Origin of the sequence: Solidesulfovibrio fructosivorans JJ] (assembly GCF_000179555.1) — a bacterium.
GTDB classification, from domain to species: Bacteria; Desulfobacterota; Desulfovibrionia; order Desulfovibrionales; family Desulfovibrionaceae; genus Solidesulfovibrio; species Solidesulfovibrio fructosivorans.
In genome coordinates this window covers 24,630-37,045 of sequence record NZ_AECZ01000039.1, presented here as the reverse complement: position 1 = coordinate 37,045, position 12,416 = coordinate 24,630, and the positions used below count along the sequence as shown (strand labels likewise).

At 61.0% G+C, this 12,416-nt stretch carries 8 protein-coding genes; all 8 read right to left on the bottom strand.

Features of this window, described 5'->3' with window-relative positions; translation table 11 throughout:
- Positions 1 to 114: 114 nt before the first annotated feature.
- The 8 genes from lon to DESFRDRAFT_RS18250 all read right to left on the bottom strand — a co-directional run bounded on the left by lon (position 115) and on the right by DESFRDRAFT_RS18250 (position 12,319).
- The gene (lon, locus tag DESFRDRAFT_RS18280; RefSeq protein ID WP_005996436.1) at positions 115 to 2,574 is read right to left on the bottom strand and encodes an endopeptidase La; all 2,460 of its coding nucleotides are present in this window, start codon (positions 2,572 to 2,574) and stop codon (positions 115 to 117) included.
- Positions 2,575 to 2,709: 135 nt separating this feature from the next.
- Positions 2,710 to 3,963, bottom strand: coding sequence for an ATP-dependent Clp protease ATP-binding subunit ClpX (clpX, locus tag DESFRDRAFT_RS18275; RefSeq protein ID WP_005996435.1), 1,254 nt, complete (start codon positions 3,961 to 3,963; stop codon positions 2,710 to 2,712).
- Positions 3,964 to 4,021: 58 nt separating this feature from the next.
- Positions 4,022 to 4,636 (bottom strand): ATP-dependent Clp endopeptidase proteolytic subunit ClpP, encoded by a 615-nt coding sequence (clpP, locus tag DESFRDRAFT_RS18270; RefSeq protein WP_005996433.1) that lies wholly within the window; start codon positions 4,634 to 4,636, stop codon positions 4,022 to 4,024.
- Positions 4,637 to 4,809: 173 nt separating this feature from the next.
- Positions 4,810 to 6,144: a trigger factor gene (gene tig / locus DESFRDRAFT_RS18265; protein WP_005996431.1), complete on the bottom strand. Its 1,335-nt coding sequence runs from the start codon at positions 6,142 to 6,144 to the stop codon at positions 4,810 to 4,812.
- Between the two features lie 347 nt (positions 6,145 to 6,491).
- Positions 6,492 to 8,057 (bottom strand): hydantoinase B/oxoprolinase family protein, encoded by a 1,566-nt coding sequence (locus tag DESFRDRAFT_RS18260; protein ID WP_005996429.1) that lies wholly within the window; start codon positions 8,055 to 8,057, stop codon positions 6,492 to 6,494.
- Positions 8,058 to 8,114: 57 nt separating this feature from the next.
- Positions 8,115 to 9,152 carry a hypothetical protein gene (locus tag DESFRDRAFT_RS22400; RefSeq protein WP_005996427.1) on the bottom strand — a complete coding sequence of 346 codons (1,038 nt, stop codon included), beginning with the start codon at positions 9,150 to 9,152 and terminating at the stop codon, positions 8,115 to 8,117.
- A gap of 22 nt (positions 9,153 to 9,174) precedes the next feature.
- Positions 9,175 to 9,921: a hypothetical protein gene (locus DESFRDRAFT_RS18255; protein WP_005996426.1), complete on the bottom strand. Its 747-nt coding sequence runs from the start codon at positions 9,919 to 9,921 to the stop codon at positions 9,175 to 9,177.
- A 418-nt stretch (positions 9,922 to 10,339) separates the two neighbouring features.
- Positions 10,340 to 12,319 carry a hydantoinase/oxoprolinase family protein gene (locus DESFRDRAFT_RS18250; RefSeq protein ID WP_005996424.1) on the bottom strand — a complete coding sequence of 660 codons (1,980 nt, stop codon included), beginning with the start codon at positions 12,317 to 12,319 and terminating at the stop codon, positions 10,340 to 10,342.
- Positions 12,320 to 12,416: the final 97 nt, after the last annotated feature.

Genomic DNA, 12,416 nt, shown 5'->3' with positions numbered 1-12,416 from the left:
AGCCCTCGCGTTTTTTATGACGGGAAAGGGGGGACCGGGGGGCTTGACGCCCCCCGGCGGTGGGGTCCAGGGGAGGCGGAGCCTCCCCTGGCCGCCGGAGGCATATCCAACCGGCTAATGCCGGGGCTCGGGGCGGAACTCTTCTTTGAGCAACGAGTCGGCCAGGGGCACGTCGTTTTCAACGCTGCGACAAAACACCTTTTCCGGCTCCTGGCAGACCAGCGCCTTGGACAGCACCTCGTCCATGCTCTCGACCGTGATGATCGTCATGTCCTTGAGGATGGCCTCGGGCACGTCCTTCAGGTCCTTCTCGTTTTCCGCCGGAATGATCGCCGTACGGATAAGGCCACGGTGGGCGGCAAGGAGCTTTTCGCGCAGGCCGCCGATGGGCAGCACCCGGCCGCGCAACGTAATCTCGCCGGTCATGGCCAGGTCGTTTCGCACCGGGATATTGAGCAGCGCCGAGATGATGGTCGTGGCCAGCGTAATGCCTGCCGACGGGCCGTCCTTGGGGATGGCGCCCTCGGGCACGTGGATGTGGATGTCGATCTCCTTGTGAAAATCGGTCTTGAGGCCGTAGAGCCCCGAGCGGGAGCGCAGATAGGACAGCGCCGCCCGCGCCGATTCCTGCATCACGTCGCCGAGCTTGCCCGTGATCTCCACCTTGCCCGTGCCGGGCATGATGGCGGCCTCGACCATGAGGATCTCGCCGCCGACCTCGGTGTAGGCCATGCCGGTGCAAAGGCCCACGCGCGGCGCGGCCTCCATCTCGCCATGACGATGCTTGGGCACGCCGAGGTAGGATTCGAGGTTTTCCTTGGTGACGGGAAAGGCCTCGTCCTCGTCCTTGCCCTCGACCAGCTTGCGGGCCACCTTGCGGCATACCGAAGCCAGCTCACGCTCAAGGTTGCGCACCCCGGCCTCGCGGGTATAGCGCCGGATGACCTCGAGCAGCGCATCGTCGGCAAGGTCCAGATTCTCAGGCTTGAGCCCGTGCTGCTCGATGTTTTTGGGCATGAGGAACCGGCGGCCGATCTCCATCTTCTCCGTTTCCAGGTAGCCGGGGATGCGGATGATCTCCATGCGGTCCTGAAGCGGCAGCGGAATGGAGTGCAAGGAGTTGGCCGTGGTGATGAAAAAGATCTTGGACAGGTCGTAGTCCATGTCCAGGTAATGGTCGCTGTAGGCGTAGTTCTGCTCGGGATCGAGGACTTCCAGCAGCGCGGCCGAGGGATCGCCCCGGAAATCCGTGCTCATCTTGTCCACCTCGTCCAGACAGAAGACGGGGTTGTTGAACTTCACCCGCTTGAGCGACTGAATGATCTTGCCAGGAAGCGCCCCGACGTAGGTGCGCCTGTGGCCGCGAATCTCGGCCTCGTCGCGTACGCCGCCAAGGGACAGCCGCACGAATTCCCGGTCCATGGCCCGGGCGATGGACTTGGCCAGCGACGTCTTGCCGACGCCCGGCGGGCCGACCAGGCACAGGATGGGGCCCTTGATGCGCTCGACCAGCTTTTGCACGGCCAGATACTCCAGGATGCGCTCCTTGGGCTTTTCCAGGCCGAAGTGGTCTTCGTTGAGCACGTTTTCCGCGGCGGCGATGTCGAGGTCCGTCTCCTTGTAGACGTTCCACGGCAGGTCCAGAATCCATTCCACGTAGTTGCGCACCACCGTGTATTCGGCGGACGACGGCGGAATCTGGCGCAGCTTCTTGATCTCGCGAAGGGTCTTCTCCCGGGCCTCCTCGGACATGTTCTTCTCGCCCAGGCGCGTCTCGAATTCGGCGGCCTCGGCCCCGGGATCGTCCTCGCGGCCCATCTCCTTGTTGATCGCCTTGATCTGCTCGTTAAGGTAATATTCCTTCTGGTTCTTCTCCATCTGCTGCTTGACGCGGTTTTTTATCCGCTTCTCGATGGAGGAGATTTCGATCTCGCCCTGGAGGAAGGCATACGTCTCTTCCAGGCGTTTGACCGGCTCGAGCTCTTCCAGGACGCTTTGCTTCTTGATGTAGTCCACCTTGAGGTGGGGCATGACGGCGTCGGCGAGGCGGCCCGGCGAGCTGATGGAATTGATCGCCAGAATGGTCTCGGGGGCCAGCTTCTTGTTGATGCGGCCGTAATGCTCCAGGGCCTCCTGGGTGGCCCGGATGAGCGCGTCGGATTCCGGACCGTGGGATTCCTCTTCCGGAACCCGGGTCACGGTGACCATGGGGTAGTCGGCATCCTCGCCGACACCCAGGGACTGCGGCTCCCACTCGGCCCGGTAGAGGCCCTCGAAAAGGACCTTGATCGTGCCGTCGGGCAGGCGCAGCATCTGGAGAATCTTGCTGACCGTGCCCATCTCGAACAGGTCCTCGGCGCTCGGCTTTTCCGTTTCCGGCGAGCGCTGGGCAACGAGGAAGATCTTCTTATCGTGGGCGGCAACGGCCTGTTCGATGGCTTTGATGGAAGCTTCGCGGCCGACGAAAAGCGGCGCGATGGAACGCGGGAACATGACCACTTCCCGCAGGCTCATCATGGGCAGGCGTATGGATTCGGCGGCAAACCGGTCGTTGTCGAAGGTAAAACCCGTCATGAAACCTCCCGTTTTCGGGGTTGGCATCGGCTTTGGACCGTCGGACCGGAGGAGGTCCGGCCCGGCGGTCGGATGCTGCGAATGCTCAAGGTAATGCCGAAAAGACCGTTGTCAAACGGGAGGCGGCAACGTCAATCAGGCCGATTTGACTTCCTGGTGGTAGAACAGCAGCGGCTCGAGGCCCTTCTCCACCACGGCCTTGTTGACGACGCACTCCTTGACGCCGGAAAGCGACGGCAACTTGTACATGATCTCGAGCATGATGCTCTCCATCACGTTGCGCAGTCCCCGGGCGCCGGTCTTGCGTTCGATGGCTTTTTCGGCAATGGCGTCCATGGCGTTCTTCGTGAACCGCAGACGCACCTTGTCCAGTTCAAAGAGCTTCTGGTACTGTTTGACCAAGGCGTTTTTCGGCTCGGTCAGGATGCGCACCAGATCGTCCTTGGTCAATTCCTCGAGGCTGGTGAGGATCGGAATGCGGCCGATGAATTCCGGGATCAGGCCGAACTTGATCAGATCGGCCGGATGGGCCTGGGAAAGCATCCGCGACATGTCGTCGTCATGGCGCGCCTCCACCTTGGCCCCGAATCCCATAGCCGTTCCCCGCATGCGCTGGCCCACGATCTTCTCCAGGCCGATGAACGCGCCGCCGACGATGAAAAGGATGTTGGCGGTGTTTAAGCGGATGAACTCCTGCTGCGGGTGCTTGCGGCCCCCCTTGGGCGGGATGTTGGCCTCGGTGCCTTCGATGATCTTCAAAAGCGCCTGCTGCACGCCCTCGCCCGAGACGTCCCGGGTGATGGACGGGCTGTCGCCCTTGCGCGCGATCTTGTCGATCTCGTCGATGTAGATGATGCCCCGGCTGGCGGCCTCGATGTCGTAGTCGGCATTCTGCAGCAGCTGCACCAGGATGTTTTCCACATCCTCGCCCACGTAGCCGGCCTCGGTCAGGGTGGTGGCGTCGGCGATGGCGAAGGGGACGTTGAGGACGCGGGCCAGGGTCTGGGCCAAAAGCGTCTTGCCCGATCCGGTGGGACCGATCAGGAGGATGTTGCTCTTGTCGATCTCCACGTCGTCGGCGGCCGCGGCCCCGGCGTAGTACACGCGCTTGTAATGGTTGTGGACGGCCACGGCCAGAATCTTCTTGGCCTGTTCCTGGCCGATGACGTACTCGTCGAGCAGCCGCTTGATCTCGGCCGGCGGCAGGAGCTTGCCGCCCTCGGTCTCTTCGCTGACGGACTCCTGGGCGATGATCTCGTTGCAAAGCGCAACGCACTCGTCGCAGATGTACACGTCCGGGCCGGCGATCAGCCGCTGGACCTCATCCTGGTTCTTGCCGCAAAACGAGCAGCACAACTCGCCCGACACAGGTCCTTTCTTTCGCGTCATATGGGAAAACCCACTTTGCCCGGGCCTCCGGGCCATTTAAGCGAAACCCAAGGCGCGGTTAGGCGTCCCCGGATTCCGTTTTCGCAACAGGTTCCCTGGAGGCAAACACCTTATCGACGAGGCCGTAGGCCACGGCTTCCTCGGCGCTCATGAAATTGTCGCGCTCGGTGTCGACCTGGATCTTCTCAATGGGCTGGCCGGTGTGCTTGGCCATGATCTCGTTGAGCGCCTCGCGGGTGCGTCTGGTCTCCCTGGCGTGGATCTCGATATCCGTGGCCTGCCCCTGGAAGCCGCCCGAAGGCTGGTGGATCATGATGCGGCTGTGGGGCAGGGCGTAACGCGTGCCGGTGGCGCCGGCGCAAAGGAGCAGCGCGCCCATGCTGGCGGCCTGGCCCATGCACAACGTGGAAACCGGCGGCATGACGTACTGCATGGTGTCGTAGATGGCCAGCCCGGCCGAAACGACGCCGCCCGGGGAATTGATGTACAGGGAAATTTCCTTTTCCGGGTCCTCGGACTCGAGAAAGAGCAGCTGGGCGCAAATCAGGTTGGCGACGTAATCGTCCACCGCGCTGCCGAGCAGGATGATGCGGTCTTTTAACAGACGCGAATAGATGTCGTAGGCCCGTTCGGAACGGCCCGTGGTTTCTATGACAATAGGGACGGTAGTCATTGTGCTCCCTTTTTGCGCCGGAGGGCGACACGGTGCGACAATTATGTTTGTCGCCAGCCGCCTTCGCCGCGACCGCAGGGGTTGGGGTTCCGGGCGAAACGACGGGCTGCCGCCGTTTCGCCCACCATGACCGCATTACAGGTCATGCAAAAAAGAAGCCAGCTTGTGACGCGCTACTCGCGCACGCCATACCCCTTGTCGTCTTCCTCCGGCTTTTCAGTGGCCGGCACCTTGGTCACAAGGGCATTGGCGTAAATGAAGTCGGCGGCCTTGTCCGCCAGCAGCTTGTCGCGCACCAGGATCATAAGCCCGTTATCCTCGTAGTAGCGCTTGAGCAGCACCACGTCCTGCCCGGTCTGGGTGGACAGGCGGTAGAAAAACGCGTCCATCTCCTGCGGGCTGACGGAGAGCTCCTCTTTGGCGGCCACGGCGGCGAGGAAAATCTGGGTTTTGACCAGCTCCTCGGCCTTGGGCTTGAGCTCGGCTTCCAGGTCCTCCATGGTCTTTCCCACGCCGGCGAGGCTCTTGCCCTGCCGCTCCAGCTTCTGCACGAAATCGTCGGCCATGCTGGAAAGCTGCTGCTCCACCACGGACTCCGGCAGGGGAAACTCCACCTGGGCCAGGAGGTTGTCCAGCAGCTTTTTCTGGGCCGAGGAGCGGTGCAGGTCCTCGCGGGATTTCTTGTAGGACATGGTAATGGCTTCGCGCATCTTGTCCAGGTTTTCGAAGTTGCCGGCTTTTTTCGCCAGCTCGTCGTCCACCTCGGGCAAAAGGCGTTCCTTGATCACGTGCACGGCCACTTTCATGAGCACGGTGCGGCCGGCCAGATCGGTATTGATGAAGTCGGCCGGGAAGGTCATCTCGGAAGAGCCCTCCTCGCCGGCCGGAATGGTCTTGATGAGGGCCTCGAACTCGGGCAGGGCCTGGCCTTCGCCAAGGCTCAGCTCGAAATTCTCGGCGCGCACGCCGGGAATGGGCTCGCCGTTTTCAAAGGCCTCGAAGGTGACGGAAACGACCTCGCCATCCATTGCCGGACGGGCGTCGGCAATGGGCTTGACCTCGGCCAGATTCTTGCGCACGCGCTCGACCACGGCGTCGATTTCGGCGTCGCCGATTACGACTTCCTCTTCCTCGATGGCCTGGCCCTTGTACTCGGGCAGATCGAAGGCCGGAGCGTGCTCGAAGGTGAAGGTGTATTCCAGGGACTCGCCCTTCTGGAGCGCGGCGTCGCTCACGTCCAGGCCGGAAAGCGGCGAGAGCTTGAGCTCGCCCATGATCTCGTTGATATGGACGTTTATGAGGTCGGTGGTGGCCTCGGCGGTGATTTCCTTCTTGAAGCGCGACTCGATGACGCTGGCGGGCACCTTGCCCTTGCGGAAGCCCTTGATGTCGGCCTTGGAGCGGTACAGGGCGACGGCAGTAGCCAGGGCGGCATCCGCCTCCTCGGCGGGGACGGTGACGTTGACCTGTGTTTTGACAGGCGAAATCTGATTGACGTTATATTCCAAGGCTTCCTCCAGGATTATCGCCCTTGCCGGGTCCGGCGGGCGGATTTCGGATCGATCGGGGCGTGATGTTGCGAATACGAAATAGGCAATACTACACGAAGAAAGAAAGAAAGGAAAGAACAAAAACCCGAGACATCGCGATCGGAAGAGGGAGAAAGGATGGAAAGATTTTGCGAGAGGGGGAACCCTTTAAAAAGGGTTCCCCCTCTCGCGCTCTCCCCTTCCGAAATTTTATAACGGTGAAAGCATGTGCCGGATAATATGCTTTTTTTACTATTAAAGTCTTTTGAAGGGGGGCGGGGGGAAACTTTTCTTCAGAAAAGTTGCCCCCGGTTCATCTCTTCGCCCTACCCCATCACGCCGTAGCCCCCGCCGCCGGGGGTTTCGATGCGCAGCCGGTCGCCTTTGCGCAGGCGCACGTGAAACTTGCCGGGCATGACCATCTCGCCGTTTCGCCGCGTCACGGTATTGACGCCGGAAGCGCCCTCCCCGCCCCCGTCCAGGCCCCAGGGGCCGCGAAAACGCCGGTCGGAGAGCACGGTCACCTCCATGGGGGCGAGGGCTTCGATCTCGCGCACCAGCCCGTCGCCGCCGGGATGTTGGCCCGGACCGCCGGAACCCTGGCGGATCGCATAGCGCGTGACGCGCAGCGGGTAGGCATATTCCAGCGCCTCGACGGGCGTATTGAGGGTATTGGTCATGTGGGAGTGCACGGCAGACTGTCCCGGGCCCTTCGCATCGGCCCCGGCCCCGCCGGCAAGGGTCTCGTAGTAGGTGAAAGATTTTTTGACGCGCGGGTCGAAGCCGCCCATGGCCACGTTGTTCATGGTGCCTTGCGAGGCGGCGGGAATGCGCCCGGGCAGCGCCTTGGCCAGAGCGGCCAGGATCACGTCCACAATGCGCTGGGAGGTTTCGACGTTGCCGCCGGCCACGGCCGCCGGAAAGCGGGCATCGACCAAGGTGCCGGCTGCCGTGCGCACGATGATGGGGCGCAGGCAGCCGGCGTTGGTCGGGGCGTTGCCGCCGGCCAGGCAGCGGAACACGTAGAGCGCGGCCGAGACGGCGATGGCGCCCACCGCGTTGACGCAGCCCGCCGTTTGGGGATCGCTGTCCGTGAAATCGAGTTCCGCCTCCTCGCCGCCGATGGAAAGCGTCAGGCGCACGGCGACGTCCTGGCCGCCGACACCGTCGTCGTCCAGGCTGTCCTCGGCTTCGTAGGAGCCGTCGGGCATGGCGGCGATGGTCGCGATCATGAGCCGCTCGGCGTAGTCCATGAGCGCCTCGGCCATGGCGGTCACGGTCTCCAGGCTGTGGGCCTTGACCAGGGCTTCCATGCGGGCGACGCCGGTGCGGTTGGCCATGATCTGGGCGGCGAAATCTCCCTGCCGCTCGGCCGGGGTGCGCACGTTGGCCAGGAAGAGGTTCATGACGTCCGGGACGATTTCGCCGCCCACGACGATTTTCACCGGCGGTATGACGAGGCCTTCCTGGAATATGGAGGTGGAAAGGGGCATGGAGCCGGGGGCCATGCCGCCGACGTCGGCGTGGTGGGCGCGGTTGGCGACGTAGAAGACCGGGGCGTCGGTGCCGGCGTAGACCGGGGCGACAAGCGTGATGTCGGGCAGGTGGGTGCCGCCCCGAAACGGATCGTTGAGCATGGCCATTTCGCCCGGGGCCAGTTCCAGCGCTTCGATGATGGAGGCCACGGAAAGCGGCATGGAGCCGAGATGAACGGGAATATGGGCGGCCTGGGCCACCATGTCGCCCTTGGCGTCGAACACGGCGCAGGAGAAGTCGCGACGTTCCTTGATGTTCGGGGAAAAGGCGGCGCGGGTCAGCGCCATGCCCATTTCCTCGGCCACCGAAGCGAACTTGTTCTTGAAGACTTCCAGGGTAATCGGAGTGATGTTCATGATCAACCTTTATTTAGATTCGCTTATTGCCAAAAGAATATTCTTATCAAGTTTAAGTTATTTTATTTCATTTTGAGCAGATTTTAAAGCAGCCACAGCATCATCAAACGAAGCACTTCCATCCCCAGCCCCCTTGATACCATCCTCAGCAGCACGACTCACTACATCAAAACTAACTCCGGATTCAATTTTTTTAGATACATCATCCAAAACACCAGCAACTGCATTCACCAACTCACTCTTTCTCCCGCTATCAATACCAGAATTATTATCCAGATACTTTGCAATAATATTTTCAACAAAATCATTTTTTCTTTTATTTTTCATCTCTTCACTAACCGATACTATTTTTTCAATAACTTCGACAGGAAAATCCATCTTTTTCAACTCTTTTCTTTTCAACAAAATATCCAAGTAATCTTTATATATCTTTAAACAAAAAGTTACTGTAGCAGCAAAAAACGCTGCCGTCTTAAATCCAGAATCAATAATAAGTGTAAAATCAGTTGACCCAATCGAAGACACTGTAAAAGCTTTTTTTTGATCTCCAACTATTTCAGACATAAAGTTAAGAGTCTTCTTTAGTTCACGAAATTCCTTTTCTAAAGCATCAAGCGAAAAATGCGATATATCTTCCTGAAATACAACGACTATCTTTGCATCATTGTCTAAGAGGACATACTCCTCAATGCCAACCCTTGCAAATCCACTGATCAAAGAGTTAAGAGAAGCCAAATACATGTTGAATTTGGCTTTCAAATCCAACAACACTTGTATCATTAATTTTCTGTTGTTTGCATAATTTTTAATGATAGATTTTATTTTCTCTTTTAATTCATCACCAAGCCACTCAAAAGCTTTTATTTCATTCAGAACAACTTCCTGATAAAGGCATGGCTTGTTCAATTTTAAATCATCAAGCGCTTCCAATAAGTTTGTAGTCGATTCTTCAAACTTACTATTATCGACGGTTGCTGAATTACGCTCAAATTCACTAAGCATTTCAATTAAAGCATTAAGCCTACCTCCGATATCAAATGTTACATAGTCATTTTGCAATACTTTAACAACAGAAAGTAGAATCGCAGTATCCACAGTATCCTCACCTAATAAACAATTATTTATGCGTATGTTTCTTCGTAACATCTCGCAAATACATTGCAAAATCTCCAATATACGCCTTACCGCCATGGTGGGCGAAGCGGCCGGGCACGCTGACGAACACCTGTCCGCCGATGTCGCGCCAGCGTTTGCAAAAGGCATAATCCTCGGGCAGATAGTCGCGCGTTTGCGGATCAATGGCCGTATCGAAAAAGGCGAAATTGTCCGCCGGCTCCTCATTGGTGCAACTATAGCGATAGCGCAAGTCCGGATAGGCGTCCATCAGGCGCGTCAGCGCCCGGCGGCTCACCATCATGAACCCCGTGGCCGCGTACTCCACTTCCAGAAATCCCTGGGCGTCCATGTGGCAGCCGGGCTTGAGCTTGACCGCGTAATCCAGGCTGGCCGCCTCGGCCGCCTGGGGCGTGGCCCCCGCCGGTTGCGCCATGACGCGGTCCAGACGCAGACCCTTGACCGGATAGACGCCGCAGACCACGTCCTTGCCGCTGCCGAGCAGCCGGGGCACCATGGCCGGAACGAACTCGATGTCCGCGTCGATGAAAAGCAGATGCGTGGCCCGCTCGTCGCGCAGGAAGGTGTTGGCGATGGAATTGCGGACCCGGGTGATGAGACTGTCGTTGGCGGGCGTCAGCAGGCGAAACGGAACCTTCGCGGCGTTGAGCACATCCTTGAGCGCCAACATGGAGAGCATGTAGGGCAGCGTGACCACCCCGCCATAACATGGCGTGCCGATAACAAGCATCCCGACGCCCCCGTCAGCCACCCGGTTTCAAGGCGCTGTTGCCTAATTTTCCGCCACCCTGCCCGGCCTGCCGGGTCTGGTTTCTTTGGCGGGCCGGCGGGGGCGGGACAGCCGCGCGCGGCGCATATTTGAAGAATACGCCTTCGCGTCCGCCCTGCCCCCGCCGGCCCCAGTCACAACGCCCCATCACCGGCAGCAAGCCATGGCCCTGACCACGCGCCATGCCCGGGAGCAATCCTGCCGCAACTCCATGGCCGAACGCTGGAAGGGCCTGGGGATAGAGCCTACCCCGTCAAGGGACGAAAAAGCCATTCCCCCCTCCCCCCCATGGAAAGTTTTTGAAGAGGGTCCAGGGGGAAACTTTTTCCAAAAAGTTTCCCCCTGGCCGCCGGAGGCTTCCTCTCTCACCTCTCCGCCCTCATCCTTCGGCATGCGTGTCGATGACGATGTTGCCGAAGCCGTCCACGCGTGCCTCGGCCTTGGGCGGAACGAAGGTGGTGGCCGAAATTTCGGCGATGAGCGCCGGACCGAGGATGCGGTTGCCGGGGGCGAGCTTTTCCCGGTCGTACCACTGGGCCGCGATCTCGCGGGTGCGCCAAACGAGGGGGCGTTCGCCGAGCTTGGCCTCCTCGGACACCGCCGCGACAAGGTGATCGGCCTCCTTGAACGGCGGCTTCTCCTGAACGGCGCGCGCCCGGATGCGAAGCGTGACGACTTCGATGACGGCCTTGCGGTCCTTGAAGCCGAAAATGTCCTCGTGGCGGTTGTGAAAGGCGGTGAAGGGGTCGGCCACGAAACGAATGGGCAATTCGTGGGACTGGCCTTTGTAGCGCATGTCGAGCTGGCGCTCGAGCACGATGTCGCCGCCGTCCAGACCTTCGGCCGCCATGCCCTGGCGGGCTTTTTCCTCCAGGGAGCCGAAAAGCCCGGCCAGCTCGAACACGTCGATCTTGTCCGAAGACAGCATGACGGTTTCGGAAAAATCCTTGACGATATCGGCGTGAAGCATGCCAAGGGCAGAAAAGAGACCCGGATGGCGCGGCACGACAACCGTTTGGACGCCGAGCAGCCGGGCCAGGGACACGGCGTGGAGCCCGCCCGCGCCGCCGTAGGAAAGCAGCGCGAAATCCGCCGGATCATGGCCGCGCTCCACGGAGATGACCCGGATGGCCCGCTCCATGGCCGCCTCGGCCACGGCCACGATGCCCTCGGCCGCTTCGACCGGCGTCAGGCCGGCCGCCGCGCCCAGGCGCTTGAACAACGGCGGCAGGCGATCGGAGGCAAGCGCCATTCCGCCGCCAAGGAAATGATCCGGGGCAAGCCGGCCGAGAAAAAGGTTGGCGTCGGTGACGGTCAGCCCCTCGCCCCTGCCGTAGCAGGCCGGCCCGGGATCGGCCCCGGCGCTTTGAGGCCCGACGGTCAGCGCCCCGCCGACGTCGAGGGCGGCCAACGAGCCGCCGCCCGCGCCCACGGTGTGGATGTCGATCATGGGCGTCTTGATCGGCAGGCCGGCAAGGCGCGTTTCCATGGCCACGGACAGACCGCCGTCGAGAAGCGAAACGTCGGTGGAGGTGCCGCCCATGTCGAAGGTGATGAGGCTGTCGAAACCGGCGGCCTTGCCCACGGCCAAGGCGGCAACGACCCCGCCGGCCGGGCCGGAAAGGATCGTGCGCACCGGCTCGTGGCGGGCCGTTTGGGCGGTGATGAGCCCGCCGCTCGACTGCATGACCGAAAGCGCCGCTTCCCGGCCCAGCCCGGCTTCCAGGTCGCCGATATAGGCGTCCATGACCGGGGCCACGTAGGCATTGGCCACCGTGGTGGCCGCGCGCTCGTATTCCCGAAATTCGGCCAGGATGTCGCTGGAAAGGGAGACGGACAGGCCGCATGCGGCCAGCGCCTCGCCAAGGAGGCGTTCGTGCTCGGGCTTGAGAAAGGAGAAAAGCAGACATATGGCGGCCGAGGTGGCGCCGGCATCGGCCACGGCCCGGGCCAGTTCGGACGCCCGCTCGGGAGTCAGCTCCTCGAGCACCTTGCCCTCGGCCGAAACGCGTCCCGGCGCGCCGAAGCGCAGTTCCCCGGGCACGAGGCAGGGTTCCTTGCGGCTGGCCAGGTCGTAAAGCTCGGGCCGGTTCTGGCGGCCGATGGCGATGATGTCCTCAAAGCCCGCGTTGGCGATGAAAGCCGTGGGCGCGCCCTTGCGTTCCAAAATCGCATTGGTGGCCACGGTCGAACCGTGCAGCACGCGGCCCCCGGCGAAACCCAACCGCTCAAGCCCCGCAAGCACGGCGCGGGCGGGATTGTCCGGGGTCGAAGGCAGCTTGACCACCGCAAACGCCCCATCGCGCCAACAGATAACGTCCGTGAACGTGCCACCGGTATCCACGCCGACAACGGCCATTTCGCCCCCTTTTCCCCTTCGCCACGAAGCGGGTGTCATCTTGTTTCCAAGCGGGTACAACGTCACGTCGTCCGGCGCGGCAGTCCGTTCCGCCAAC